The following is a 25,750-nucleotide window of genomic DNA, read 5'->3' on the forward strand; positions in this document are numbered from 1 at the left end:
AAGGTGTTAGTGCCTATTGTAGCGTGTCATGCCGCGGGTTAAACAAAATTGTTTGAAGCTTATGCATTGCCCAGGGTAATCAATAGCGTTATAGTTATCTCGCTTATTCTCAGGGCGGGGCGAAATTCCCCACCGGCGGTAAATCAGCTTAACGCTGAAAGCCCGCGAGCGCTTTGGGTGAATTCTCAAAGGTCAGCAGATCCGGTGTAATTCCGGGGCCGACGGTTAGAGTCCGGATGGGAGAGAGTAACGATCCAGTCGGGCAAAGCCCGCTCACGTTATTTTTTTGCCGCTTGCACGGCGCTCCTAAGACTGCCCTGATTCTGGTAACCATAAAGTTAATGAGGTTTTTTTACCATGAATCAGACGCTACTTTCCTCTTTTGGCACTTCAACTCAACGTGTTGAACATGCACTGGATGCCCTGCGCGAAGGCCGCGGTGTGATGGTGCTTGACGATGAAAACCGTGAAAACGAAGGCGACATGATTTTTGCCGCCGAGAACATGACCGTTGAGCAGATGGCGCTGACCATCCGTCACGGTAGCGGCATCGTATGCCTGTGCATCACCGAAGACCGTCGCCAGCAGCTTGATCTGCCGATGATGGTTGAAAACAACACCAGCGCCTTTGGTACTGGCTTCACCGTGACCATTGAAGCAGCGCATGGCGTAACCACCGGTGTGTCGGCGGCTGACCGTCTGACCACCGTGCGTGCAGCGATTGCTGATGGTGCGAAACCTTCCGATCTGCACCGTCCTGGTCACGTCTTCCCGCTGCGCGCGCAGCCGGGCGGCGTGCTGACCCGTGGTGGTCATACCGAAGCGACCATCGATCTGGTGACGCTGGCTGGCTTCAAACCCGCAGGCGTGCTGTGCGAACTGACCAACGATGATGGCACCATGGCGCGTGCGCCGGAGTGCATCACCTTTGCGCGTCTGCACAATATGCCAGTGGTGACGATTGAAGATCTGGTTGAGTACCGCCGCGCGCACGAGCGCAAAGCCAGCTGAACATGCTGATGTAAAAAAGCCGGGGAAACCCGGTTTTTTTGTTTCTAGTGGTAGTTAATTTTGAACAGTACCACGGTTTCGAACGGCCCGGACTGAATCGCTTTTCCTTCTTCCCGTGAAAGTTCAGCTGTGTAGTTTTGCTCAACATTCATCTTATCGCCCGTAAAATCGGCGTACTCCTTGTACTGGTTGAAGGTGTAAGGGGCCGTTCCGTTAAGAATACGCAGTTTTAACCCATTCCCTATCAGTACCGCCGTGTCGTCTGCGCTGAGCGTTTCGGTTGTGTAAAACGACGAGTCCATCTTAAATCCATCCGAGCACTGGGCATCCTGCACTTTGGTGGTTCGTATTGAAAACGTGCGCAAACGCGTCTGCTGATTCACGATGTCGCGCGCGCTGAAGGTGCCAAAGTCGATCTCCTGATTCTCAGGGTAAATGGTAAACGTCGCCCCGCAATCAAGCACCGTAATGTTTTGCAGTCCGTTGATGTGATACTTAAGGTTCTTCGCATCGGCCATCTGATTAACGCCGCCCTTACCGTCAAACTGCACAACGATGTAATCGCTGAGCGAGCTGACATAGCCATGTGGCGGCATAGCCTTAATTCTCACGAAAAGTCGTAAACGGGCGACGAACGTGCGCGTAATGTGGATATCATCCGGATTGCCAGAGCAGATGCGATTCTCCCAACCCATCTGGCGGATTTGATCCGGGGTGTAAATGGTGATGTTATCGTTGTCCAGGCACTGGCGGGTATCCACGCCGTTGGGCTGGCCTGTGGCATCGTAATCTATGCCTTCATAGGTGACGCCCAGTTCATAATAGGGATCGGTTGCGGCAGGATAAGGGTTTACCCAGGCAAAAACATCTTCCGGCTTGAAACCGCTTGTGACGTTATTGTCACACGTCACCGGAATTTTAATGTCATCAGACTCCCATATTTTTTGGCCAACCTGAGCGTTGCTGGGTATGGCAAAAGGGGAGATCGTTTTTGTCTCCTCGACGGGGCCGCCAGATCCACCCAGATAGCAGTTGAGCGCCAGCGCTTCTTTCAAAGGCAGCGTTGTAAGCAGCAATGTAAGCAGGAAACTAGTGAGCTTTCGCATCTTTATCGATTTTCCGTTCGTTAAGCTTACATAGCACCGTTCCGGTGCACTGTACGTCGACTTTTTTCAGTGCGCCGTAATCGTCGATGTAGCCGATGCTGTAATAACTACCGTGGTAATCGCCGGTAGAGGCGGTTGCCGTGGCGAAAGGCGCAATCATCAGACTGTCAAAACCCGGCAGCATGGTTTTGGCATTTTTGCTCAGCCACGCCAGCGTGATGTAGTACGGCGTAGGGTTGTGGACCGTGAGCCCTTTCGCGTTGGCGGTAATTTCCATACGCATTTCAGTCAGTTCGCCAGATTTTTTGCGAATCGCTTCCGGACGCCAGAAGAGCTTAATTCGGCTCTGCATGGCAACCTGCATCACGCTGCGCTCCTCGCTGGCGCTGGTGCTTTTAGGCGGTACTTCACGCAGGTTGAAATAAAACAGCGATTCCCTGTCTTTTGGCAACTGGCGGGTAGCGGCTTGTTTAACAATTCTTACCTGCGACGAGGCGCCCGCTTCGATACGTTGAATGGGGGGAAGCGCCATAAAGTGCACATCTTCTTTTTGCCCCTTTTCATCTTCAATCCAGGAGAGCGCCAGATAAGGCAGCGCCTTGCTCTGGTTGTCCACTTTCAGGCTGCTGGCCTTGTCGCTTTCTGGAAAAACAATGCGCGTGCGGTCCAGGTTAATGGCCGCGTGGGCGGTAAATGTTGTGCTGATCAGCATCAGGCACAGGCTTTTAATCGGCGTTAATTTCATGATGATTTCTTACTGGCACGGCAGTATCAACTGCATACTGTTTTCTAAGTGAGAAGGTAACGAGAAGCGACACTGTTGGTTGTCGCCCCATGTCACGCGAAACTGCTGTTCTGGCTCAACGGCGCCGAGCCAGACGCGGCCTTCATCGGCCACCATCCCAACCTGTAAATTGCTTTCATCCAGGCGAACAATCGCCCCGAGTGGTGGTGTTCCTGACGACATCCGCAAAACGCCTGTTACGTCCTGACCTGCGCGCGTGGCAATCTGACGATAACCAATGGCCCCCTCAGTCCAGGTTGAGGTCACGACGCGGTTGTCCACGTCTACGCCATCCGGAAGGTTGTTCATATTGACCTGCACGCTAGAGGGGGAATAGCTGGAGAATGACGGTAAAACGCCGATGCCAAAACGGTTAGTTTCATCGCGCGACATGTTCAGCGGGATATGGCCTACCCCGTCGGTGCTGACCATTACGCGGGGTTCATTACCGTAACTGCGCCGGTGCAGCGCGGCGCCTTTCGCCGTTGAGGTGAAGGAACCGCTCCAGCTCGCGCTGAGGGAGTTATATTCGTTAGCTTTATAGCTGCCGGAGAGATTGAGATCGCCGTACGCAGAATAATGCTGATAATTCCCGCTGACCTGCGCGCCGGAATCTGGCTTCCCGCTCTCCGTACCTGCGGAAACGCCCCAGGTATTATTGCGATCCGACGTGTCATACCACGACACGTTATGGCTCAGCGTGTCGCTGTTACGCAGGTCATAGTTAAGTCGATGATCGGGATCGAGCGGTACGCTGAGCGAGAGATAAAACTGAGTATCGTCATTTTCGTCTTCCTCCTCGTAATGCGTTTTACTCCAGGACAGGGTTACGCCAAGGTTCTTCCAGCGACCTATATCAAAGTTGTAGCCCGCCGTGATGCTGCCGGTCGTGGAGGGTGAATCATTCCACCATGTCTGACGCAGCATATTGACGTACAGGTTAAGGGATAACGCTGAAATGTACTGGCTTGCCGTCACGCTCAGGGTTTGTTTTTCCGACTGGCGGTCACCGTTGTCATAATCCAGGTAGCGGGCGTAGCTCAAAAACTGTGGGTCTGAGTAGCGGTAGCTGGCGAGCGTAAGCTGACTGCCGGTGGTATCGAAACGCTTGCTGTAGTTAATGCGATAGCTGTAACCCGTCTGGCTGCGCTGGTGTGGCAGCTGGCTGGTAGCCTGCGTGACGTCAAAAGAGAGCGCCCCCAGCCAGGCCATATTCTGGCCGATCCCGGCAGCGACGGAACGATAACGGTCGCCATCGGCCAGCGTGCCGCCATACAGAGAGGTGTGCGACAGCATGCCCCAGGAAAATTCGCCGCTCATGAAGGCGTTATCTTCAACATCATGGGAGGCGCCCTGGCGCGCTTTACCCGCCGCGAGCTTATAGCGCACCTGGCCCTTGCGCGTTAAAAACGGCACGGATTCAGCCGAGACCTGAAAGGTGTTGACGCTTCCGTCTTCTTCCGTGACTTTGACGTCCAGCGTGCCCTGAACCGACTGGTTAAGATCCTGAATAACAAAGGGTCCTGGTGGCACTTTACTCTGGTAAATCACGCGATCGGCAAGGCTTACGGTCACGGTGGCGTTGGTTTGTGCTATTCCGGTAATCTGTGGGGCATAGCCGCGCAGCGACCATGGCAGCATGCGTTCATCGCTGATTAGCGATGCGCCGGTGTAGGTGAAGGCGTCAAAAATGGAGGACTGGAAATCCGTTTCACCCAGCGTCAGTTTCGCACCGATCGAGGGCAGAGGGCGGAACATATACACGCGTGAAAAACCGCCATTCTGCTCTGAGCCTGCTTCAGTATCGCTTCGCGTGTACTGGTAATCGCTTCGCAGGCGCCACGCGCCCATGTTCGCACCGGCGGTACCATAGGTATTGGCGTTGTCATTGCTGCCGCTGCTATTGGGCTGATAATGGCTGGCAAAAAGATTGTAATCCAGCAGTACGCCTGGCACGCCGTTGTCCCAGGTGGATGGCGGCATCCAGTCAACCGCACGGTATTGCAGCCACGCCTGGGGGATCGTTACTTTCAGGGTCTGGCTGCCTTGCTCAAAAGTAAATTTGATGTCTGGTCTGGCGGCGAAATCAACGCATCCCTCTTTTTCCGGCAAAGCGTGACGAACGTCATCCTGCAATGCGAATGTATCGGCCAGCGCGGGGGGAATACAGACCTGAACTGCATTATTTATTTCTCGCCAGCGAAGCTGCCAGCCATTTGCCAGCGGAATATCATTAACTGAAACCGTAACGAAATAGCTTCCCGGAGTAACCGATATTTGATCTTTAAAACGTGATAAATCGACGCTGCCGCGCTGATCTTTATCGATGGCGTTTATATTAAATTCAGTGGCAGAGGCAACTATCGTCATTAACAGGGACGCAATGATGATTATCCATTGTACTTTGTATGTCATCATCCTGTTACTCGAATAAATAAAGAGTGCCGACCGGCATGGATTGCCAGTCGGCTGATACCGTGACGTAACGGAATTATTTGTACATCAGGACGTAGTTAGCCGTGGCTTCAACCTGGCCTGCCGTCGCAGTTTTACCTGTTGGGACTTCCATAACCGCTTTGAAATGCAGCGTCTGGGTGGTTGAACCCGCCAGCAGATCAAGCACGTTTGGCTGACCAAGCGTGATGTTGCCTTCCGCGTTATCCAGCAGACGGACGCCCACGTTCTGCGCACCGTTTGCAAAGGTGTTGCTCATCAGGCTGGTATCCGTCGCATCTGTCGCTGCGCTGGTAAAGGTCACTTCCACTTTAGTAATTGGCGTGTCGGTTTCGTCTGCCGGATCGTCAAGCTGGCAGTTTTCCAGATTGATATCGACCGGAACCGGCGTGGATTTTTTGTTGGCGTTGATAACGGCCGTAGTCACTTCACCCAGGTCGACTTCTTTATCAACGCTGTCTGGAGCGATGCTGCATGGTGCGTCAATAACCACGCCTTTGAATTTGATTTTGCCTGAGCCTTGATCATCAGCAAACGCAGAACCCGATACAATGGCAGCCATAGCTGCCGCTAACAGCAATTTTTTACCCATATACATGAAAATATCCTTTTTCAGATTGATTCGTAATGTGAATGTTAATTTCAGAATACTCGAAAAGTATACGGATTGGGGCGGGGAGACGCGATTAACGTGACTTAAATATATTTTTAGATGGTTTTAATTAATATTTCCAGACTATCTGAAGAGGCTTCTTTTTTCGGGTTTTTAATATATTTATATTTTGTGGGTTATTATAGGTAAAATATATAGAATTGTTTTTTTGAATAATATAAAGCCTCCGTATAAAAACGGAGGCATTAATTCTTAGCCAATACCTGCCGTTTGCAGCAGAACCAGGCTCATCCCCATCACTGACATTCCACACAGCACGCCGTAGCTTGGGTTATTGTTGGGATCGATCTCTTTTGCCAGCGGCATCAGCTCATCGACAGAGAGCGCGACCATAATCCCGGCCACGGCAGCCATAATTGCAGCCATTACAACCGGGGATACGAGGCTACCGAGGATCAGCCACGCCAGCACGCCGCCGAGAATTTCAGCCATGCCGGAGATACCTGCCCAAAAGACAGCTGTACGTTTTGAACCCGTGGCGGCATAAACGGGCCCGGCAACGGCAAGTCCTTCAGGAATATTGTGCAAAGCCACGGCCAGCGCCACACCAAAACCTATTTCCAGGTTGCTGCTGGCCGTGACATAGGTGGCGATACCTTCCGGAAAGTTATGCAGGCTGATACCCAGCGTCAGCAGAATGGCCGTGCGTTTGATATTTCCCGGAACGGGGGTAACGCTTTTTTGCATTAAATCCTGCGGGTGCGCGTGAGGAAGAATACGGTCGAGTGCAAAATAACCCAGCAGGCCAATGATAAACATGCCATAGCCCAGAACAGGCGACATCCCTTCGGTGTGAAGCGCGGCGGGCAGCATCTCCATCAGCGAGATAAGCAGCATGATCCCGGCGGCGAAACCCAGCGAGAAGGCCAGCAGGCGATTAGAGGGTTTTTGCCCGAGTACCCCGAGGAACGCACCGATAAAGGTTGCGGCGCCCGCAAGTATGGTCAAAATCAACGGTACTGACATGCATTCTCCTTAAGCGATATCTGGCATTCAAATTTCCTGATGATGATCTTCACGGTTATCTGCGTTCATCTTCACCTGAATGCGCGTAATGTAGGCCTATCACATTGACACCTCCTCTAAGGATATCACCATGTCTTCTTCTCGTATGCCAGCACTGTTTTTAGGCCATGGCAGCCCAATGAACGTCCTGGAAGATAACGTCTATACCCGCGCCTGGCGTCAGTTGGGTGAGACGTTACCGCGTCCGAAGGCAATTGTGGTGGTCTCTGCGCACTGGTTTACCCGGGGTACCGGCGTGACGGCCATGGAAACGCCAAAAACGATTCATGATTTTGGCGGCTTTCCGCAGGCGCTGTATGACACGCATTATCCTGCGCCGGGCTCCCCTGAGCTGGCGCAGCGGCTGGTTGATCTGCTTGCCCCTGTTCCGGTTGCGCTGGACAAAGAAGCCTGGGGCTTTGACCATGGCTCATGGGGGGTGTTGATCAAAATGTATCCGAATGCCGATATTCCGATGGTACAACTGAGTATCGACAGCACCAAACCAGCTGCCTGGCACATGGAGATGGGGCGTAAGCTGGCTTCGCTTCGTGATGAGGGCATCATGCTGATTGCCAGTGGCAACGTGGTACACAATCTGCGTACGGTACGCTGGCACGGTGAAAATACGCCGTACCCCTGGGCAACAGCCTTTAATGACTATGTAAAAGACAACCTGGCCTGGCAAGGGCCGGTCGAACGGCACCCTTTGGTGAACTATCTGGAGCACGATGGCGGTTCGCTCTCTAACCCGACGCCGGAACACTTCTTGCCATTGCTGTATGTATTAGGCGCATGGGACGGTCAGGAGGTTATTACAACCCCGGTCGACGGCATTGAGATGGGGAGTTTGAGTATGCTGTCGGTGCAGGTGGGGTAAACACATGCCCGGTGACGCTGCGCTTACCGGGCCTACGCTCGACATGTAGGCCGGGTAAGGTGAAGCCGCCACCCGGCAAGTCTTACTCGACGAAAATATGCGGGTAGAAACGTGACAGATCCTGCGTAATCAGCGCGCGATCTTCGCGAATGCCAATCCCGGCAGGCTGATCGTTAATAAGCCAACTGCCGATCAGCGTATAGCTGTCGCCAAACTTCGGCAGTTGATAAAACGCCTGGACGATCATCCCTTCTTCACCGTACGGCCCTTCAACTGCTTCCAGCGTTTTACCGTTTTCGATAATCGAGACGTTTGCCCCTTCACGAGAGAAGATTGGCTTAACGACGTATTTCTCCATCGGTGGGAAATCATCTTCGGCAAAATAAGCAGGCAGCAGGTTCGGGTGATTCGGGAACATCTCCCACAGCATCGGCAGCAGGGCTTTATTGGAGATAATGCTCTTCCAGGCTGGTTCCAGCCAGCGCACGCCAGCGTCTTCCAGTTTGGTAGAGAACATTTCCCGCAGCATGTATTCCCACGGATAGAGCTTGAACAGGTTGCTGATCACCTGATCCTGCATGTCCGTAAACTGACCTTTTTCACCTAAACCGATATCTTCGATATAGAGAAATTCCGTCGCCACTTCCGCTTCGGCTGCGCAGTCCTGCAAATACTGAACCGTACCGCGGTCTTCTTCGGTATCGCGGCAGCAGGCGAGGTGCAACAGGTTGAAACCGTGCTGTTCACGCAATTCGACGAAACGTTCAATCAGCTTTTCCTGAAGGCTGTTGAACTGATCGCTGCCTTCCGGCAAGTTTCCGGCATTCGCCTGATCTTCCAGCCAGATCCACTGGAAGAACGCGGCTTCGTACAGGGAGGTTGGCGTATCTGCGTTATTTTCTAAAAGCTTCGGTTCACCCACGCCATCCCATGCCAGATCGAGGCGAGAGTAGAGCGAAGGCTGGTTCGTTTTCCAGGACTGACGAACAAAGCTCCAGGTGTGCTTCGGAATGCGGAATTTGGTCATCAGCTCATCGCTGTCGATGACTTTCTCAACCACCTTCAGGCACATCTGGTGCAGCTCTGCGGTCACTTCTTCAAGCTTTTCGACCTGAGCAAGCGTGAGCTTATAGTAAGCATCTTCACACCAGTACGGCTCGCCGTACATGGTGTGAAAGTTGAAACCGTATTCGATGGCTTTTTCGCGCCAGTCCGGGCGCTCGGCAATACTGACTCGTTCCATGATCAGCCGCCCATTGAGCGAGTTGAGGAGCCGGTCGCACTACGCTGCATGGTGGTTTGTTTGGCAACAGACTCACCGAAGCCGCCACGGGTAATGGTGCTGGTGGTGGCTGGTTTCGGCGCCATTGCGGTTTTCGGTACGGTCATCGTACGGCCAGGCGTTGCAGCACCGTAACCCTTGCCGGTGGCATCGGTGTATTTCCCATAGGCCGGGCTGTTCGGATTTTTGGAGCTAAACAGCGGCTGCTGCTGGTAGCCCGCACCGCCGCTCATCAAACGGCCCATCATATAACCCGCCATCAGCGGCATCCAGAAGCTGCCGCTGGACTGTGCCTGCGCCTGGTTTTCCGGTGCCATACCCGCCTGAGCAGGTGCCTGCTGGCACTGGCCTTCACCGAATTCGGCTACACAGTCTTCGCGTGAGGCATATTTCGGCGCGGTACGTTCCGCTTCTTTCAGGGCGTTGTTATACGCCGTCGTACACTCAGCGGCTTTACCGGTTGCGCTCGCGCAGTCGTCGGCGTTTTGATACAGCGAAACCGTTTCGTCGTTTTGCTCACAGCCTGCCAGCATAAAGACGGCGGTGACCGCCAGCGCGACAGGTGTCAGGTGGCGTGCGTTCCAGCTTTTGCGGAACGACGCGTGATTCATCGTTTTTGTCCGTTTCATATTTGTCTTCCAGGACCCAGTGGTAATAACGCTCAGGATAGAGGATGAGTGGTTGAAAATGAAGCGAAGAGGGGCGAAATCCGGGGGATCTTTACGTTGGCTTACGTTCGGGGGGGATTAATGTGCTCCCTCTCCCTGTGGGAGAGGGCTGAGGTGAGGGCATCAGGCCGCAGTGGGCCTGATGACACGCTTAATTGCGGAACGGATTCGTGCCGCTGCTGGCAGGTGAGGTGCTACGCGCTGCCGCTGGCTGTGCAACCGGGGTGCTGCTGTTAGCGGTGAAATTATCCACGGCGGCATCCTGCTGTGGATTTTCCGGCGCGACGCTGTCAGGCGAAGTGGAAACCGGTTTGCCCAGCGTGCTGTTCAGCATTTGCAGATCCTGCTCGTTCAGCGTACCCAGTGCCTGCTTGATGTTCAGCTGGTTGATCAGGTACTGGTAACGCGCACTGGAGAGCTGCTGTTTCGCGTTGTACAGCGTGGTCGTTGCGTCTAACACATCAACGATAGTACGCGTACCGACGGAGTAACCCGCTTCCATCGCGTCCAGAGAGCTTTGCGCAGAGACAACGGCCTGTTTATAGGCGTTGATGCTGCTGATGGACGCGTTCACGTTGTTGAAGGAAGAACGCACGGTCTGGACCACGTTGCGGTGCGCGCTTTCAAGCTGCTCGCTCGCGCCTACGAAGTTGTACTGCGCCTGCTTAACCTGAGAGTTAACCATCCCGCCCTGGTACAGCGGCAGAGAGAAGCTGAGGCCCACTTTGTTCTGGCCAACGTTGCTGTCGTCATAGGCCTGAGACGTCGTTTTAGACCCGCTGTAGCTGGTATCCGATACGCCGGTAGAGGCGCTCAGGCTCAGGGTTGGCAGGTGACCATCCTGTGCAAGGCGGATCTGCTCGCGTGCCAGATCCTGGCTGAGGCGCGCCTGCAATAAGGTCAGGTTACGATTTTCCGCTTCTTTCAGCAGAGCATTAACCGCCTGCGGTTTGTCCGTTTTGAAACTGTCCACGTTCAGAGAGGCCAGCTCAGGATAGTAGTTACCGGTGACCTGACGCAGTGCTTCCAGCGCGTTGTCGAGGTTGTTACGTGCGGTCACTTCGTTTGCCAGTACGGTGTCGTACTGTGAACGGGCGTTCTGTACGTCAGTGATGGCGACCAGGCCCACGTTGAAGCGCTGGGTGGTTTGATCTAACTGACGATAAATCGCCTGTTTCTGCGCTTCGGTGTAGGAGAGGGCGTCAATCGCGCTCAGTACGTTGAAGTAGGCGGTCGCGGTATTCAGGATCAGCGTTTGCTGATCGGTCTGATAGGTGACATCCTGAATGCCGGCGCTCTTTTCCTGCAAACTCAGTTCACGCCATTTGGACATGTCGAACAGGGTCTGTGTAAGCTGTAAAGAGGCGCTGGTGGCATTCGAGTCGATGCCGTTATTATCGCGAAAACCGTTAGTGTAGGTATAATCTGCACCTAAGCCTAACTGCGGCAGCAGTGGACTACGTGCTTCGTTAATCTTTTCAAACGCAGCATCACGATCGGCCGCTGATTTACGTAAATCAGGGTTGCCCAGACGTGCCTGCTGGTAGACCTGTAACAGGTTCTCTGCCTGGCTCATTGCACTGAAGCCCGTCAGGCTCAGGCCGATAAGGATGGGGAGCAATTTCTTCATTTGCATTCCTTGTTGTGAAGCAGTATTAGCGCTGATCTAATTAAAAATAATTGCCGATTCTAACAGAATCATCCACACCAAAAGGTTGGCGTAACGTGCCATCTGGCGGTAATTTGCTCCAATCTACCATATAGCCATACAAACGGCAGCCAAACAGCCTTGAAATTCACAATTTCATCACCATTGCTACCAGGACTCGACCGATGCAAAAACCAGAAAACGTGCCTGTCACCTTCGCCAAAAACGATGTAGAAATTATTGCACGAGAAACGCTTTATAGCGGTTTTTTTTCAATGGAACTTTACCGTTTCAGGCATCGTCTGTTTAACGGTGAGATGAGCGGTGAAATCAAACGCGAAATTTTTGAGCGCGGGCATGCGGCTGTGTTGCTACCCTATGACCCAGTGCGTGACGAAGTTGTGCTGGTCGAGCAGGTGCGTATTGCGGCTTATGATACCAGCGAAACGCCGTGGTTGCTGGAGATGGTGGCCGGGATGATCGAAGAAGGTGAGTCGGTCGAAGACGTCGCTCGCCGCGAGGCGCTGGAAGAGGCGGGCCTGGTGGTTGGCCGGACGAAGCCGGTGTTGAGCTACCTGGCAAGCCCGGGTGGGACAACGGAACGCTCATCTATTATGGTGGGCGAAGTGGACGCCACGACAGCGGAAGGGATCCATGGTCTGGCAGATGAAAACGAAGATATTCGGGTTCATGTGGTGAGTCGGGAGCTGGCTTACCAGTGGGTAGAAGAGGGGAAAATCGACAACGCAGCGTCTGTCATCGCTCTGCAATGGCTACAGCTGCATTATCAGACATTACGACACGAGTGGAAAAAATGAAGCGTTATACACCTGACTTCCCAGAAATGATGCGCCTGTGCGAAACCAATTTCGCCCAGCTGCGCCGCCTGCTGCCGCGAAACGACGCGCCCGGCGAAACGGTGAGCTATCAGGTGAGCAACGCGCAGTATCGGTTAACGATAACAGAATCAACGCGCTACACTACGCTGGTGGAGATTGAGCAAACGGCGCCGAGCATCAGCTACTGGAGCCTGCCGTCGATGACGGTACGTCTTTATCATGACGCGATGGTCGCTGAAGTGTGTTCAAGCCAGCAGATCTTTCGCTTTAAAGCGCGGTATGATTATCCGAATAAAAAGTTGCATCAACGCGACGAAAAGCATCAAATTAACCAGTTTTTAGCCGACTGGCTAAGATATTGTTTAGCACATGGAGCAATGGCGATTCCGGTTTGTTAGCGTCATAAACCTACCTAAGGACACCATTTGGAAAGCCTGTTGAACCTGACTGTTGCTGGTGGGGCGCCAGTCAGGATATTACAAATCACCGACACCCACCTTTTTGCCGAAAAGCATGAGACGCTTCTGGGCGTGAACACCTGGGAGAGTTATCAGGCGGTTCTTGACGCGATCCATGCTGAAAAGCGGCCATGCGATCTGATCGTCGCGACGGGCGATCTGGCGCAGGATCAATCCTCCGCAGCCTATCAGCATTTTGCTGAAGGGATTGCGAGCTTTAGCGTGCCTTGCGTCTGGCTGCCGGGCAATCACGATTTTCAGCCCGCGATGTACAGTTCGCTTCAGGATGCGGGGATTTCACCGGCAAAATGTGTCTTTGCGGGGGACCAGTGGCAAATTCTGCTCCTCGACAGTCAGGTGTTTGGCGTTCCGCACGGTGAGTTGAGCGACTATCAGCTTGACTGGCTGGAGACAAAACTGGCCGCCGAACCGAATCGCAATACGTTGCTGTTACTGCATCATCACCCGCTGCCGGCGGGCTGTAGCTGGCTCGATCAGCACAGCTTACGCAACTCTGCGGCGCTGGACGGCGTGCTGGCGAAATTCCCGCGCGTGAAAAATTTGCTGTGCGGGCACATTCACCAGGAACAGGATCTCGACTGGAACGGTCGCCGCCTGCTCGCGACGCCCTCTACCTGCGTGCAGTTTAAGCCGCACTGCGCCAACTTTACGCTGGATACCATCGCACCGGGCTGGCGCTGGCTGGAGCTGCATGCCGATGGCACGCTGACCACCGAAGTTTGCCGTCTGGCCGGGGCTCAATTCCGCCCGGATACCGCTTCGGAAGGCTATTGATGTCGACGCTTCTCTATCTGCATGGGTTTAACAGCTCACCGCGATCGGCGAAAGCGACGCAGCTTCGCCAGTGGCTGAGCGCGCATCATCCCCACGTGGAGATGATTATTCCGCAGTTGCCCCCTTATCCGGCGGATGCGGCAGAGATGCTGGAATCGATCGTGCTGGAACACGGCGGCGAATCGTTTGGCGTTGTCGGGTCGTCGCTCGGCGGCTACTACGCCACCTGGCTGTCGCAGTGCTTTATGTTGCCCGCTGTCGTCGTCAACCCGGCGGTCCGGCCATTTGAGCTGTTAAGGGACTTTCTTGGCGAAAACGAGAACCCCTACACCGGCCAACAATATGTGCTAGAGTCACGCCATATTTACGATCTCAAAGTTATGCAGGTCGACCCGCTTGAAGCGCCCGATCTTATCTGGCTGCTGCAACAGACGGGAGATGAAGTGCTGGATTACCGCCAGGCAGTGGCGTATTACGCATCCTGCCGCCAGACTGTAGAAGAGGGCGGTAACCATGCTTTCACGGGCTTTGAAGATCATTTCACCCAGATTGTCGATTTTCTTGGACTGCACAGCCACTGACAATCAATGCGAATTGCTAGCTTAAATCATGACGCAAACCTATAACGCTGATGCCATTGAGGTACTCACCGGGCTTGAGCCGGTTCGCCGCCGCCCGGGGATGTACACCGATACGACGCGCCCAAACCACCTGGGCCAGGAAGTAATTGATAACAGTGTGGACGAAGCGCTGGCAGGCCATGCCAAACGCGTGGACGTTATCCTGCACGCCGATCAGTCGCTGGAAGTCATCGACGACGGCCGCGGCATGCCGGTAGATATCCACCCGGAAGAGGGTGTTCCCGCCGTTGAGCTGATCCTCTGTCGTCTGCACGCGGGCGGTAAGTTCTCCAACAAAAACTACCAGTTCTCCGGCGGCTTGCACGGCGTGGGGATCTCCGTGGTTAACGCCCTGTCAAAGCGCGTGGAAGTGAACGTCCGTCGCGACGGCCAGGTGTATAACATCGCGTTTGAAAACGGCGAAAAAGTGCAGGATTTGCAGGTCGTCGGGACGTGCGGTAAACGCAACACCGGCACCAGCGTCCACTTCTGGCCTGACGAAAGCTTCTTCGACAGCCCACGCTTTTCTGTTTCCCGCCTGACGCACCTGCTGAAAGCCAAAGCGGTGCTGTGCCCGGGCGTGGAAATCACCTTTAAAGACCACGTTAATAATACCGAACAAACCTGGTGCTACGCCGATGGTCTGAACGACTACCTGTGCGAAGCGGTTAACGGCCTGCCAACCCTGCCGGAAAAACCGTTCGTCGGGAATTTCGAAGGCGATACTGAAGCGGTGGACTGGGCGCTGCTATGGCTGCCGGAAGGCGGCGAGCTGCTGACCGAAAGCTACGTTAACCTGATCCCCACTATGCTCGGCGGGACCCACGTCAACGGCCTGCGTCAGGGGCTGCTGGATGCGATGCGCGAGTTCTGCGAATACCGCAACATTCTGCCGCGCGGCGTGAAGCTGTCGGCGGAAGATATCTGGGACCGCTGCGCCTACGTGCTCTCCGTGAAGATGCAGGATCCACAGTTTGCCGGTCAGACTAAAGAGCGCCTGTCGTCACGCCAGTGTGCGGCGTTCGTCTCCGGCGTGGTGAAAGATGCATTTACCCTGTGGCTGAACCAGAACGTTCAGGCCGCAGAAATGCTGGCTGAAATGGCGATCTCCAGCGCCCAGCGTCGTCTGCGCGCGGCGAAGAAAGTGGTGCGTAAAAAGCTGACCAGCGGCCCCGCGCTGCCGGGCAAGCTGGCGGACTGTACCGCGCAGGATCTCAACCGCACCGAGCTGTTCCTGGTGGAAGGAGACTCGGCAGGCGGATCGGCCAAGCAGGCGCGCGATCGTGAATATCAGGCGATCATGCCGCTCAAGGGTAAGATCCTCAACACCTGGGAGGTCTCGTCTGATGAAGTGCTGGCCTCGCAGGAAGTACACGATATCTCGGTTGCAATCGGCATCGATCCGGACAGCGACGATCTAAGCCAGCTGCGCTACGGCAAGATCTGCATTCTCGCGGATGCGGACTCCGATGGCCTGCACATCGCCACGCTGCTCTGTGCGCTGTTTGTGAAGCATTTCCGCGCGCTGGTGAAAAACGGTCACGTCCATGTGGCGCTGCCGCCGCTGTACCGAATCGACCTCGGCAAAGAAGTTTACTATGCACTGACGGAAGAAGAGAAAGCGGGCGTGCTGGAACAGCTTAAGCGCAAGAAGGGCAAACCGAACGTTCAGCGCTTTAAGGGGCTGGGTGAGATGAACCCGATGCAGCTGCGTGAAACCACGCTGGATCCGAATACCCGCCGTCTGGTGCAGCTGACCATCAGCGATGAAGATGAACAGCAAACTAACGCCGTGATGGACATGCTGCTGGCCAAGAAACGTTCTGAAGATCGACGTAACTGGCTACAGGAGAAAGGCGACATGGCGGATATAGAGGCCTGATACACGCTGTCTTTTTGCCGGGTGGCGGCTGCGCCTTACCCGGCCTACTTAACCCGTAGGCCCGTGCAAGCGTAGCGCCGCCGGACAAGAAATGCAGCTCATCACGATGAATGGTTTTTCCGGTACTGCAACGGCGTCTCGCCAATCCCCTTTTTAAACGCGCTGATAAACCACGTCACGTCGGAAAATCCCGCCTGTGCGGCAATGTCACGCACGCTCGAATCAGTGTGGAGTAAACACTCGCACGCCTTACGCAACCTTAGCGTGTTCAGGTAGTCGTGAATTTTTTCGCCTGTTTCCGCATGGAATCTTCGCGATACGTAACTACGCGATTTACCCAGCTCTGCGGCCAGCGCATCCAGACGAAATTTCTCCTGATAATGCTCGTCGAGCCAGAACATGACCTGGCTGGCGATCCCCTGGCTGTTGCCCGGCTCGCCGTCGCGATCGTCGGGCAGCATCGCGAACAGGCCGATCAGCAGGCTGGCGATGCTCTCGCCGTTCATCGGCGGTTTATAGCAGCTAAACAGATGGTCGATATGGTGGTGATAGTGGGCTAAATCGGCGACCCACGCTTCGCCGCCACGGCGTGACAGCCGCTCCAGGCGCTGCCGGGTCTGGGGAAAATCCCGCAGGATCTTCAGCACCGCGTGCTGGTCGAGATGAATAATGGTGCGGCGGTAAATTGCCTCCGCCTGTTCGTCCACCATGACCTTGTGCAGCGTAAAAGGCGGGAAGAAAAACAGTCGTCCGGGGCGCATGGTGTAGTGACGATTATCGACAATCGCCACGCCAAAGCCCTCTTCCACATAGAGGATCTCCAGACACTGATGCCAGTGATGGTAGCGCACCGTATTGGCAAACAGGCGGCTGAACGAGGCCACGGTATCGTTCAGGGCGATCAGTTCCAGAAGGTCGGTTGTCGGCGTGTCGTGCATAGTGCAATAAAACTCAACTTTTTCCCGTCTGATCGTCTTTATAAACCACCTTTTTAAATTTTCTCAACTGGAGGTTTATTCATCGTTCATGCCTGTGACACGGCTAACATTTCTGCACCTTGCGGATTCACTATGCTTTGCCGCAGTTGATTACGAGGGCGAACCGATGTGGGCGGCAAACAAAGAAAAATCAAATCCGTTGTCTTCACGCCAGGAGGTAGTGGCGTCGTTGAATGCACTTTTACAGGCGCTGGACACGCAATTTCCGGCGAACCGTTCACGATTCCCGCTGGGCGACACCTGCGCCCATTACACAGCAGATATTGCGCAGATGGAGGGACTTTCCCGCGCGCTGTGGGGGCTGTTTCCGCTGATGGCGTCCGGCGAAAGCACGCCGTTCAGCGAGAAGTACCTTACTGCCATTAAGCTTGGTACCGACCCGCAAAGCAGCGGCTACTGGGGTGAAACCGGCCCGTACGATCAGCGTCTGGTGGAGATGGCGGCCTACGGTCTGGGGCTCGCTCTGCTGGGAGATAAACTCACCGCGCACTTTACCGGTCGCGAGGTGATGAACCTGCACGCGTGGCTCAACCAAATCACCGACGCGCAGATGCCGGACAGCAACTGGAACTATTTTGCCATTATGGTTCAGCTAGGCTTTAAGCGCGCTGGCCTGCCGTACGATCAGGCCGCCATTGACCACCGCTTTGCGCTGATGGACGCCTACTACCTCGGCGACGGCTGGTATTCCGACGGTCCCGGCCGCCCGAAAGATTACTACATCTCCATGGCTTTCCATTTCTACGGCCTGATTTACGCCACCCTGAGTGACGACGAGGCGAGGGCGAATGTGCTGCGCGAGCGCTCGCGCCTCTTCGCGGAAGACTTTATCTACTGGTCCGCCGCCGATGGCGCCTCGGTGCCGTTTGGCCGCAGCCTGACCTACCGCTTTGCCATGGTTGCCTTCTGGAGCGCGGTGGCTTTTTCCCAGCTGGACGTCTTCACCCCGGGCATCGTGAAAGGCATTGTGCTGCGGCATCTGCGCTGGTGGCAGCAGCAGTCGATTGTCGATCGCGACGGCATTCTCACCCTGGGGTTTGCGTATCCGAACCTGGCGATGTGCGAGGATTACAACTCCCCCGGTTCACCGTACTGGGCGCTGAAAACCTATCTGATCCTGGCGCTGCCGGAGGCGCATCCGTTCTGGCAGGCCGACGAGCAGCCGCTGCCCGCGCTTGCTGAAAAACATGTGATTCCGCATGCGCAGCAGATCCTGATGCATTCGAAAGATTCGCAGCACGTCGTCATGCTCACCGCCGGTCAGCTGGAGCTGAACAACTACGTCAACACCGAAGCGAAATACACCAAATTTGCCTACTCCAGCCGCTTCGGATTCACCCTTGAGCGCGGGCGTTTTGGCCTGAAGCATGCCGCCTGCGATTCCATGCTGCTGCTGGCGGACGGAGATGACTATTTCCGCGGTCGTCGCGAGTGCGAAGAGGTTCGGGTGGATGAAAATTACATTTTCTCGCGCTGGTCGCCGTGGCGCGACGTGCAGATTGCGACCTGGCAGATCCCGTTCGGGGAGTGGCACCTGCGCCTGCACCGTATCAACAGCACGCGCACTCTGCAAACCGTCGAGGGCGGCTTTGCGGTGATGAAAACCGCCCACCGGGTGCGCGAACGCGGTTGTTATCTGTTGGCTGAAAACGGCAGCAGCGTCATTGTCGATCTTTCGCCGATCATTCAGCGCCAGCCAGACAGCATCGTCACGCCGCCGAACAGCAGCATTATGTTTGCGGAGTGCGCCTCCATTCCGCTGTTAAAAGCTGACCTCCCGCAAGGGGAAAGCTGGCTCTGTTGCGCCGTTCTGGCTGGCGGAAGACAGCTCGCTGCGGCGACGCCGCAGCTGAATATAACCCATAGCCGGGTCGTCATTAGCGAACCCGGAAGCGAACGTAAGCTGTCGTTCACATTATAAAAATCTGGCCCTACACCCCGGCGAGGATGATATGAAAAGCACATCGACAACCAACAGAACTGAATATTACAAAATCAGCAGCTTTATCTTTCTCTATTTCTTTACCTGGTCTGCCAGTATTGGTCTGCTGGCGATCTGGCTCGGTCAGAAAGCCAACCTGAGCGGATCGGTGATTGGAACCGTCTTTGCGGTGAACGGGATATTCTCCGTTATTCTCAAGCCGATCTACGGCTATATTCTCGATAAGATCGGCATGAGCAAATATCTGCTCTATTTTGTGGTGATCATGTCGGCCCTGATGGCGCCATTCTTTATTTATGTTTACCAGCCGCTGTTAATGTCTAATACCCTGCTGGGGATTATTATCGGCGCGCTCTATTTAAGCTTTGCCTGGTACGCGGGTGTGGCGGCGTGCGAATCGTATTCTGACCGCTTTAGCCGCTTAAACGGCATGGAGTTCGGGCAGATCCGTATGTGGGGATCGCTCGGCTGGGCGGTGGCGTCATCCTTCTCCGGCCTGCTGTTTAACCTCTCACCGGCGTATAACTTTATTCTCGGCAGCGTGGCGTCAGTGGTGATGCTGATTGTCCTGCTGAGCCTGAAAGTGAACACTAACTCCGCTCACGCAGGCGAGGTGCTGACGAAAGAGAAAATCGCCCCGTCAGACGTTTACGCCCTGCTGCGAAACCGCAAATTCTGGGCCTTCTGCCTGTACGTGGCGGGCGTGGCGTGGATGATGTTTATCGCCGAGCAGCAGTTCTCGCGCTATTTCGTCACCTTCTTCGACGATATTCACCAGGGCAACGCGGTATTCGGTTATCTCGGGACCGTGCAGTCGGGCATGGAGTTCGTCATGTATATGGTGATCCCGCTGTTTGTGAACTTTATTGACGCCAAACGCGGGCTATTAATTGTCGGGCTGGTGGTTGGGGCGCGTCTGATTATTTCCGGCATGTGTGATTCACACCTGTTAATTTCAGTGCTTAAGCCGCTGTACGGTCTGGAAATTTGTCTCCTGCTGGTGTCGGTATTTAAATATATCGCCGAGCATTTCGACAAGCGCGTCAATGCCACCATGTATTTACTCGGCTACCAGGCGATGCTCTACGTTGGCAACGTGGTGGTCTCTTCCCCTGCCGGCTATATGTATGACCGTATTGGCTTTGAGCACACCTATATCATCATGGGCGCAACGGCGCTGACCTTTACCCTTATTTCTGCTTTTACGTTATCCGCCTGTCAGAGCAAATGGCGCGGGGCTCGTGCGCTGAACGTAGCAGAAACGTCAACACGATAAATTACGCCGTCAAAGAAGGAACCGAAATATGTTAAGTCGTATCAAAGAAGAACGTCTGCCTGTTATCGCTGCGCCCGTTGACTCCCGCGCATTCAGCGATGAACTGAATTCGGCGCGCAGCCACGTTCTGGACCTGATTAGCCGTCATTTAACGGAGTTCGGCGACAAATTCCCGGCGGAAACCTGCCAGAACGGTTTTTATCCGCTGACTGACAACGTGGAGTGGACCACCAGCTTCTGGACCGGGCAGCTGTGGCTGGCGTGGGAGATGAGCGGCGAGGAAAAATTCCGTGCGATGGCGGAAAAACACGTGCGCTCGTTTGGCCTGCGCATCGCCGGGCGCAACGACACCAACACCCACGATTTAGGCTTCCTTTACACGCTCTCCTGCGTAGCCGCGTGGCGGCTGACCGGAAACCGCGAGGCGCGCGGCTTCTCGCTGCTGGCGGCGGAAGCCCTGCTGGAACGCTTCCACGAGAAGGCGAAGATCATCCAGGCGTGGGGCGATCTCTCCGATCCGGAGCAGGCCGGGCGAATGATCATCGACTGCAACATGAACCTGCCGCTGCTCTACTGGGCAACGGAGCAGACGGGCGATCCGCGCTTTGCCGACGCCGCAAAAGCGCACGTCATGCAGGCGGCGACGTATCTCATTCGTGACGATGCCTCCACCTTCCACACCTACTATATGGATGTGGCAACCGGCGCACCGCGCTACGGCAACACCCAGCAGGGCTACGCCGACGACTCCTGCTGGTCGCGCGGGCAGGCGTGGGGCATTTACGGTTTCCTGCTGAGCTATATCTATACCGGCGACGAAACGATGATCGCCCTGTCAAAACGGCTGGCGAACTACTTCCTCAATCGCCTGCCGGAAGACTACGTCTGCCACTGGGATCTGGCGCTGGTGGGCACCGACGCACTGCGTGACTCTTCCTCGGCGGCAATTGCGGTGTGTGGACTGCTGGAGCTGGTGAAACAACTGCCGGTCACAGATCCGGATCGCGAACGTTACCTCGAATGGGCGAAAGGGATTATGTCCACGCTGACAAAGCACTATCTGATGGGCAAAGAAGAGAAGGGCAACGGGCTGCTTAAGCACTCGGTGTATCACCTGGCGAGCAATAAAGGCGTGGATGAGTGCGCGAGCTGGGGCGATTACTTCTACGTCGAGGCGCTGGTGCGCTTCACCCAGAGCTGGAAGCTGTACTGGTAACGGGCAGCGGTATCACCACCCAAGCACCTCTTTAATGGCGCGCCGGTAGGGCGTATCAAGCTGCGCAGGCACGCGGCAAATATAGTCCCGCGCATGGCTGCGGGTCTGTCCGCTGAGGCTGTCGAGATAAGCGATGGCCTCGTCCACGGCAGGAACCCTGCCTTCCTGCGACGCGCTTCTCGGCGGAAGCCCGGTCCAGATGAACGCCTCAATTCCTCTCTCCCTCGCCCATGTCGAGATCGCTCCCGCGTTGCGTCCGGCTATCAGCAGCGAGCCGATACCATCGCAACGATCGTCAGGAATGGCCTCCCGCTCGCGCAGGGCCTGAGTGGCCACGCTCAGCGAAGTGGCATTCAGCCATACCCAAAGCACAGGCAGGGCGGGCGCGTTCATGCAGATGGCGGTCGCCAGTTCGCCGCCATCGCTGACGCGGCAGAACTCGACGGGCAAAGAAGGCCCGTCGGTTTGCCACTCACCGGCTACCGGTAGCGCGCCGCTTTTCCAGATTAACGAGCCCCAGCCAAGACAAGCGATTTTCATGCTGTTCCTCTGCGCGACGTGAACCAATAGCCTCAGACGTTATGCCTTAGGAATACGCAGCGTCTGGCCGGGATAAATTTTATCCGGGCTGGAGAGCATCGGGCGGTTCGCCTCAAAGATCTTGTTGTACTGATTGGCATCGCCGTACACGGTTTTAGAGATGGCGCTCAGGGTATCGCCGGATTTCACCGTATAGTAGGTTGCTTCATCTTTGGCGTCTGTCGCGGTGATATTGTTCTCCACCTCGCTGACGCCCGCGATGTTGCCGACGGCGACCTGGATTTTTTCTTTCTGCTCCTGCGTTAGCCCGTCGCCCGTTACGCTGGCTTTGCCGTCGGTGACGTTAACCTGAACTTTATCGGAACCGGGAATGTTGAGTTTCTTGAGGTGCTCGGTGATTTTGTCGCTCTGACCCTTATGATCGGTCAGGTTGTCCCAAAGCTTTTCGCCTGCTTCTTTCACGAAGTTAAAAAGACCCATTCCATCCTCCTGTTAAACATGAAGTCAGAATAAGCATAGCAGTTGAGCGGTAAGGTGATAAAAAAAGCCCGGTGGCGTTAACGCTTACCGGGCCTGCGGGGGAAAGTTGTAGGCCGGGTAAACGTAGTGCCACCCGGCAAATTTCACAGAACTTAAACCCCTTGCTCCAGAATACGGATGTGGGTTTCCAGAACGTCCCCTTTCACCGCGTCGCTCCACGCTTTCATATGCGCGGTCTGCAAATGGGCTTCAAGGTGTGCGACGGTTTCCCACTGCTCCACCATGATGATGGAGTCTGGCGCGGTCGCCTGGAAGCTTGCGCTGGTGGCGGCGTCTACCATCGGCGCGTAGCCGTGGCAGCCTTCTTCTTTCAGTACGGTCGGGATGATCTTCGCGAACTCATCCAGTACTGCCTGGCGGTGATGTTGGCCAGGACGCGTACGGATTTCAGCAATAACGGTAAGCATAATTAACTCCTTCTAATTCCAGGCTACCAGTTAAGCAAAAATTTCCGCGAGATGCTTGCGATATTCTGCGATATAGCGTGGGACGTCCGGCATTTTAATTACGTCGTTGACGATAAAGGTCGGCAGCGGCTCCATTCCCAGGAACTGATTCGCCTTGTGGAACGGCAGATACGCGCCGTCTACGCCCACGCCTTCGAAGAACTGATCGTTCTCGGTGAAGGCTTCCAGCGGCGCGTTCCAGGTCAGGGAGAGCATATATTTTTTGCCCTGAATCAGACCGCCGGAACCGTATTTTTTAGACGCATCTGAACGGGTACGACCGTCGCTGGCATACAGCGAACCGTGACCTTCGGTAAACACATCGTCCATGTATTTTTTCACGGTCCACGGTGCGCCCATCCACCAGCCCGGCATCTGCCAGATCACCACGTCGGCCCACAGGAAGTTCTGCACTTCGGCCTTCACGTCGTAATCGCTGTCCGCGCGCACGACCTTAACATCATGTCCGGCGTCGCGCAGGAAACCATCCGCGACCTCGGTCAGGGTGTCATTGAGCTGGCCTTTAGAGTGCGCAAATTCTTTCGCGCCGTTGATAATCAGAATGTTGCTCATTATTTGTCCTCGATGATGAGAGTATGCCGGGTATTCTACGCGCGAGGACGGAGCGGAAAAATAAGCAAAATGTGCAAAGTCTTTTGCGCTCAGCGCAATAATCTTACCAGCTGACGGTCACTGCAAAGCCCCCTTCCGGCGCATTGCCCAGCGAGACGCGCATCCCGTGCAACGCCGCGATACGCATGACGATAGACAACCCCAGACCGCTGCCAGTGGCGTCCTGGCCCGGTGGACGATAAAAGCGCTCGCCGAGACGCGTCAGCGCATCGGTTGAAATGCCCGGGCCGTTGTCGCGCACGGTAAAGCTTTGGGTGTTCAGCGTCACGTCCACCACGCTGCCGCGCGGGCTGTAACGAACGGCGTTGTCCAGCAGGTTTCGCGCCAGCAGACTCAGCAGTAGCGGCTGTCCGTGACGCATCACCTCGGGCGCATTAACGTTGAGCCGAACATCAATGCCCGCCTGCTGCGCCGGATGCCAGATATCCAGCACCGCGGATTGCAGCAAATCAGCCATCATCACGGGTTCGACGTCATCAAGATTATCCAGTGAATCCAGGCGCGACAGGGTGAGAAGCTGATCCACCAGCCGGGAGGCGCGGTCGATGCCTGCATGCAATTGCCCCAGCGCTTTAGACTGCGCCCCGGGATCGTCAAGGGAAAGCTGCGCCACATCGGTTTGCACCTTCAGCGCGGCCAGCGGGCTGCGCAACTCATGGGCGGCATCCGAGGTGAAGCGACGCTCGCGGGCCATCATCTCCTGCGTACGGGCGAAAAGATGGTTAAGCGCATCAAGCAGGGGGCGAACCTCCGTCGGCACGCCGTGGGTGGGCAGCGTATCGGTCGCATCCGGGGAGCGCGAGCGCAGGGTCTGCGCCAGGTTTTTCAGCGGTTTCAGTTCCCGGCTCAGCAGGACAATCAGCAACAGCAGCATTATGGGCAGCGCCACCAGCCACGGCGTCAGCTGCGAGCTGACCACGTCCAGCGCCATATCCTGTCGGTACTCCCACTCCTGGCCAACCACCACGCGGTATTTCCCGTCCGGAGAAGTCAGCCACAGGAAACGCCATTCGTCGTTGTCATCCTGCAACCGACCGTCATCAAACCCGTCCCGGCGGTAGAGGTAAGGTATGTCGCGCCCGTTTTCGCCGTCGTTAAGCACCATGCTGCCGTCGGCGGTTAAGATTGCGAAGGCCAGCGCATCGTCGTCAAGATGGCCGTGTTTGGCTTTTTTCGGCACCTCGCGCATGCGTTCCGGCGCGCGGAGTTCGTCCACGTCCATCGTCAGCAGCCGTTTGGCAAACAGCATCTGCTGGGTATCGAACAGTTTATCGAGCTTGTCGGTCGTCTGGTGCCAGGCCACCACGCTTGCGGCAAACCAGGCCGCCAGGGAAAGCAGCAAAAAGAGGAGCGTCAGGCGCAGCTTCAGGCTCAGGCGTTGGGTCAGTTTCATGCGTCACCCAGGGTATAACCGATGCCGTGCACGGTGCGGATAAAGTCGCTGCCGAGCTTGCGGCGTAAATGATGAACGTGGACTTCGACAGCGTTGCTGGAGACGTCATCATCCCAGTTGTAGAGCTTCTCCTCGATGGCCTTGCGCGGCAGCACGCGGCCCGCGTTGCGCATCAGCAGTTCCAGCAGGGCGAACTCTTTGGGTTTGAGCACCAGCGGTTCGCCCTCCAGCGTGGCGACAAGGCTTGTCGGATCGAGCGTGACCTTGCCGTGACGCAACTCGCTGCGCGCCTGACCGTGGCTGCGGCGTACCAGCGCTTCGAGGCGGGCCGCCACTTCAATTAGCGCGAACGGCTTACACAGGTAATCATCCGCCCCCAGGCGTAACCCTTCGACGCGCTGATTCAGCGCATCCCGCGCGGTCAGGATCAGCACCGGTTCGCTCTTTCCGCTTTCGCGCCAGGCGCGCAGGATCTCAAGCCCGTCGATTTCCGGCAGCGTCAGATCAAGCACCACGGCATCATACGGCGCGGTGTACAGGGCCGCCTGCCCGGTTTTCCCGTCGGTAAACCAGTCCACGTTAAAGCCCATTTTGCTTAAGCCCGTTTTGATGCCGTCGCCAATGAGCTTGTCGTCTTCTACCAGTAAAATGCGCATATTTC

25 protein-coding genes and 1 riboswitch are annotated in these 25,750 nt (G+C 55.5%); of the genes, 10 read left to right on the forward strand and 15 right to left on the reverse strand.

The window, feature by feature from the left end:
- Positions 1-101: 101 nt before the first annotated feature.
- Positions 102-252, forward strand: a riboswitch (FMN riboswitch).
- 105 nt (positions 253-357) lie between these two features.
- Positions 358-1,011: a 3,4-dihydroxy-2-butanone-4-phosphate synthase gene (ribB, locus tag CU081_RS07510; protein ID WP_003862538.1), complete on the forward strand. Its 654-nt coding sequence runs from the start codon at positions 358-360 to the stop codon at positions 1,009-1,011.
- Positions 1,012-1,055: 44 nt separating this feature from the next.
- On the opposite strand, the gene CU081_RS07515 is transcribed toward ribB, so the two are convergent.
- The 5 genes from CU081_RS07515 to zupT form a co-directional block, all read right to left on the reverse strand.
- Complete coding sequence (locus tag CU081_RS07515) at positions 1,056-2,117, reverse strand: fimbrial protein (protein WP_003862536.1); 1,062 nt, start codon at positions 2,115-2,117, stop codon at positions 1,056-1,058.
- Positions 2,101-2,862 (reverse strand): fimbrial biogenesis chaperone, encoded by a 762-nt coding sequence (locus tag CU081_RS07520; RefSeq protein ID WP_022651871.1) that lies wholly within the window; start codon positions 2,860-2,862, stop codon positions 2,101-2,103. The genes CU081_RS07515 and CU081_RS07520 overlap by 17 nt, the downstream gene beginning before the upstream one ends.
- Before the next feature lie 9 nt (positions 2,863-2,871).
- Positions 2,872-5,316 (reverse strand): fimbria/pilus outer membrane usher protein, encoded by a 2,445-nt coding sequence (locus tag CU081_RS07525; protein ID WP_003862531.1) that lies wholly within the window; start codon positions 5,314-5,316, stop codon positions 2,872-2,874.
- A 76-nt stretch (positions 5,317-5,392) separates the two neighbouring features.
- Positions 5,393-5,953 carry a fimbrial protein gene (locus CU081_RS07530; RefSeq protein ID WP_003862529.1) on the reverse strand — a complete coding sequence of 187 codons (561 nt, stop codon included), beginning with the start codon at positions 5,951-5,953 and terminating at the stop codon, positions 5,393-5,395.
- A 267-nt stretch (positions 5,954-6,220) separates the two neighbouring features.
- Complete coding sequence (gene zupT, locus CU081_RS07535) at positions 6,221-6,994, reverse strand: zinc transporter ZupT (protein WP_003862527.1); 774 nt, start codon at positions 6,992-6,994, stop codon at positions 6,221-6,223.
- Positions 6,995-7,124: 130 nt separating this feature from the next.
- Here zupT and ygiD point away from each other — a divergent pair, with 130 nt between their 5' ends.
- Positions 7,125-7,913 (forward strand): 4,5-DOPA dioxygenase extradiol, encoded by a 789-nt coding sequence (gene ygiD / locus CU081_RS07540; RefSeq protein ID WP_003862526.1) that lies wholly within the window; start codon positions 7,125-7,127, stop codon positions 7,911-7,913.
- 82 nt (positions 7,914-7,995) lie between these two features.
- Here the strand turns inward: ygiD and CU081_RS07545 are convergent, their stop codons facing one another.
- The 3 genes from CU081_RS07545 to tolC all read right to left on the reverse strand — a co-directional run bounded on the left by CU081_RS07545 (position 7,996) and on the right by tolC (position 11,493).
- Positions 7,996-9,156, reverse strand: a complete 1,161-nt coding sequence (locus CU081_RS07545) for a glutathionylspermidine synthase family protein (RefSeq protein WP_003862524.1) — start codon at positions 9,154-9,156, stop codon at positions 7,996-7,998.
- A 2-nt stretch (positions 9,157-9,158) separates the two neighbouring features.
- A complete protein-coding gene (locus tag CU081_RS07550; protein WP_003862522.1) occupies positions 9,159-9,824 on the reverse strand; it encodes a DUF1190 family protein in 666 nt (221 codons plus the stop codon).
- 190 nt (positions 9,825-10,014) lie between these two features.
- On the reverse strand, positions 10,015-11,493 hold the full coding sequence (tolC, locus tag CU081_RS07555) for an outer membrane channel protein TolC (protein WP_003862520.1): 1,479 nt from the start codon (positions 11,491-11,493) through the stop codon (positions 10,015-10,017).
- A gap of 203 nt (positions 11,494-11,696) precedes the next feature.
- Here tolC and nudF point away from each other — a divergent pair, with 203 nt between their 5' ends.
- The 5 genes from nudF to parE are packed head-to-tail and all read left to right on the forward strand — an operon-like array spanning position 11,697 to position 16,105.
- On the forward strand, positions 11,697-12,329 hold the full coding sequence (gene nudF, locus CU081_RS07560) for an ADP-ribose diphosphatase (protein WP_003862517.1): 633 nt from the start codon (positions 11,697-11,699) through the stop codon (positions 12,327-12,329).
- Entirely contained in the window at positions 12,326-12,748 is a 423-nt protein-coding gene (locus tag CU081_RS07565) for a DUF1249 family protein (RefSeq protein ID WP_003862516.1), read from the forward strand. Before nudF ends, CU081_RS07565 begins: the two co-directional genes overlap by 4 nt.
- A gap of 27 nt (positions 12,749-12,775) precedes the next feature.
- Positions 12,776-13,603 carry a 3',5'-cyclic-AMP phosphodiesterase gene (gene cpdA, locus CU081_RS07570; protein ID WP_003862515.1) on the forward strand — a complete coding sequence of 276 codons (828 nt, stop codon included), beginning with the start codon at positions 12,776-12,778 and terminating at the stop codon, positions 13,601-13,603.
- Positions 13,603-14,184 (forward strand): esterase YqiA, encoded by a 582-nt coding sequence (gene yqiA, locus CU081_RS07575; protein ID WP_003862514.1) that lies wholly within the window; start codon positions 13,603-13,605, stop codon positions 14,182-14,184. The genes cpdA and yqiA overlap by 1 nt, the downstream gene beginning before the upstream one ends.
- 28 nt (positions 14,185-14,212) lie before the next feature.
- A complete protein-coding gene (parE, locus tag CU081_RS07580) occupies positions 14,213-16,105 on the forward strand; it encodes a DNA topoisomerase IV subunit B (RefSeq protein ID WP_003862513.1) in 1,893 nt (630 codons plus the stop codon).
- A 101-nt stretch (positions 16,106-16,206) separates the two neighbouring features.
- Here the strand turns inward: parE and CU081_RS07585 are convergent, their stop codons facing one another.
- On the reverse strand, positions 16,207-17,043 hold the full coding sequence (locus CU081_RS07585; RefSeq protein WP_003862512.1) for an AraC family transcriptional regulator: 837 nt from the start codon (positions 17,041-17,043) through the stop codon (positions 16,207-16,209).
- 166 nt (positions 17,044-17,209) lie between these two features.
- On the opposite strand from CU081_RS07585, the gene CU081_RS07590 reads away from it, so the two are divergent.
- Genes CU081_RS07590 through CU081_RS07600 form a run of 3 tightly spaced genes read left to right on the forward strand, consistent with a single transcriptional unit; the run spans position 17,210 to position 21,537 of the window.
- Complete coding sequence (locus CU081_RS07590) at positions 17,210-19,024, forward strand: DUF2264 domain-containing protein (protein WP_003862511.1); 1,815 nt, start codon at positions 17,210-17,212, stop codon at positions 19,022-19,024.
- Between the two features lie 31 nt (positions 19,025-19,055).
- Positions 19,056-20,321, forward strand: coding sequence for an oligosaccharide MFS transporter (locus tag CU081_RS07595; protein ID WP_058647453.1), 1,266 nt, complete (start codon positions 19,056-19,058; stop codon positions 20,319-20,321).
- A 28-nt stretch (positions 20,322-20,349) separates the two neighbouring features.
- On the forward strand, positions 20,350-21,537 hold the full coding sequence (locus tag CU081_RS07600; protein ID WP_003862509.1) for a glycoside hydrolase family 88 protein: 1,188 nt from the start codon (positions 20,350-20,352) through the stop codon (positions 21,535-21,537).
- A 12-nt stretch (positions 21,538-21,549) separates the two neighbouring features.
- Here the strand turns inward: CU081_RS07600 and CU081_RS07605 are convergent, their stop codons facing one another.
- The 6 genes from CU081_RS07605 to qseB form a co-directional block, all read right to left on the reverse strand.
- Complete coding sequence (locus CU081_RS07605) at positions 21,550-22,077, reverse strand: hypothetical protein (RefSeq protein ID WP_022651869.1); 528 nt, start codon at positions 22,075-22,077, stop codon at positions 21,550-21,552.
- Between the two features lie 39 nt (positions 22,078-22,116).
- Positions 22,117-22,557, reverse strand: a complete 441-nt coding sequence (gene lysM, locus CU081_RS07610) for a peptidoglycan-binding protein LysM (RefSeq protein WP_003862507.1) — start codon at positions 22,555-22,557, stop codon at positions 22,117-22,119.
- A 152-nt stretch (positions 22,558-22,709) separates the two neighbouring features.
- Positions 22,710-23,024, reverse strand: a complete 315-nt coding sequence (locus tag CU081_RS07615; RefSeq protein ID WP_003862506.1) for a putative quinol monooxygenase — start codon at positions 23,022-23,024, stop codon at positions 22,710-22,712.
- Between the two features lie 30 nt (positions 23,025-23,054).
- Complete coding sequence (locus CU081_RS07620; protein WP_003862505.1) at positions 23,055-23,636, reverse strand: NAD(P)H-dependent oxidoreductase; 582 nt, start codon at positions 23,634-23,636, stop codon at positions 23,055-23,057.
- A gap of 103 nt (positions 23,637-23,739) precedes the next feature.
- Entirely contained in the window at positions 23,740-25,089 is a 1,350-nt protein-coding gene (qseC, locus tag CU081_RS07625; RefSeq protein ID WP_058647454.1) for a quorum sensing histidine kinase QseC, read from the reverse strand.
- Complete coding sequence (qseB, locus tag CU081_RS07630; protein WP_003862503.1) at positions 25,086-25,745, reverse strand: quorum sensing response regulator transcription factor QseB; 660 nt, start codon at positions 25,743-25,745, stop codon at positions 25,086-25,088. The genes qseC and qseB overlap by 4 nt, the downstream gene beginning before the upstream one ends.
- Positions 25,746-25,750 lie beyond the last annotated feature (5 nt).

The sequence above is a fragment of the Enterobacter sp. CRENT-193 genome, from assembly GCF_002787395.1.
GTDB classification, from domain to species: domain Bacteria; phylum Pseudomonadota; class Gammaproteobacteria; order Enterobacterales; family Enterobacteriaceae; genus Enterobacter; species Enterobacter hormaechei_C.

Coding starts and splice junctions, on each gene's coding strand:
- parE (WP_003862513.1), top strand. CDS start 14,213: ATGACGCAAACCTATAACGCTGATGCCATTGAGGTACTCACCGGGCTT.
- CU081_RS07550 (WP_003862522.1), bottom strand. CDS start 9,824: ATGAAACGGACAAAAACGATGAATCACGCGTCGTTCCGCAAAAGCTGG.
- ygiD (WP_003862526.1), top strand. CDS start 7,125: ATGTCTTCTTCTCGTATGCCAGCACTGTTTTTAGGCCATGGCAGCCCA.
- CU081_RS07525 (WP_003862531.1), bottom strand. CDS start 5,316: ATGACATACAAAGTACAATGGATAATCATCATTGCGTCCCTGTTAATG.
- CU081_RS07530 (WP_003862529.1), bottom strand. CDS start 5,953: ATGTATATGGGTAAAAAATTGCTGTTAGCGGCAGCTATGGCTGCCATT.
- CU081_RS07595 (WP_058647453.1), top strand. CDS start 19,056: ATGAAAAGCACATCGACAACCAACAGAACTGAATATTACAAAATCAGC.
- tolC (WP_003862520.1), bottom strand. CDS start 11,493: ATGAAGAAATTGCTCCCCATCCTTATCGGCCTGAGCCTGACGGGCTTC.
- CU081_RS07545 (WP_003862524.1), bottom strand. CDS start 9,156: ATGGAACGAGTCAGTATTGCCGAGCGCCCGGACTGGCGCGAAAAAGCC.
- CU081_RS07585 (WP_003862512.1), bottom strand. CDS start 17,043: ATGCACGACACGCCGACAACCGACCTTCTGGAACTGATCGCCCTGAAC.
- qseC (WP_058647454.1), bottom strand. CDS start 25,089: ATGAAACTGACCCAACGCCTGAGCCTGAAGCTGCGCCTGACGCTCCTC.
- CU081_RS07600 (WP_003862509.1), top strand. CDS start 20,350: ATGTTAAGTCGTATCAAAGAAGAACGTCTGCCTGTTATCGCTGCGCCC.
- CU081_RS07590 (WP_003862511.1), top strand. CDS start 17,210: ATGTGGGCGGCAAACAAAGAAAAATCAAATCCGTTGTCTTCACGCCAG.
- CU081_RS07515 (WP_003862536.1), bottom strand. CDS start 2,117: ATGCGAAAGCTCACTAGTTTCCTGCTTACATTGCTGCTTACAACGCTG.
- CU081_RS07605 (WP_022651869.1), bottom strand. CDS start 22,077: ATGAAAATCGCTTGTCTTGGCTGGGGCTCGTTAATCTGGAAAAGCGGC.
- yqiA (WP_003862514.1), top strand. CDS start 13,603: ATGTCGACGCTTCTCTATCTGCATGGGTTTAACAGCTCACCGCGATCG.
- CU081_RS07620 (WP_003862505.1), bottom strand. CDS start 23,636: ATGAGCAACATTCTGATTATCAACGGCGCGAAAGAATTTGCGCACTCT.
- CU081_RS07615 (WP_003862506.1), bottom strand. CDS start 23,024: ATGCTTACCGTTATTGCTGAAATCCGTACGCGTCCTGGCCAACATCAC.
- ribB (WP_003862538.1), top strand. CDS start 358: ATGAATCAGACGCTACTTTCCTCTTTTGGCACTTCAACTCAACGTGTT.
- lysM (WP_003862507.1), bottom strand. CDS start 22,557: ATGGGTCTTTTTAACTTCGTGAAAGAAGCAGGCGAAAAGCTTTGGGAC.
- CU081_RS07565 (WP_003862516.1), top strand. CDS start 12,326: ATGAAGCGTTATACACCTGACTTCCCAGAAATGATGCGCCTGTGCGAA.
- CU081_RS07520 (WP_022651871.1), bottom strand. CDS start 2,862: ATGAAATTAACGCCGATTAAAAGCCTGTGCCTGATGCTGATCAGCACA.
- qseB (WP_003862503.1), bottom strand. CDS start 25,745: ATGCGCATTTTACTGGTAGAAGACGACAAGCTCATTGGCGACGGCATC.
- nudF (WP_003862517.1), top strand. CDS start 11,697: ATGCAAAAACCAGAAAACGTGCCTGTCACCTTCGCCAAAAACGATGTA.
- zupT (WP_003862527.1), bottom strand. CDS start 6,994: ATGTCAGTACCGTTGATTTTGACCATACTTGCGGGCGCCGCAACCTTT.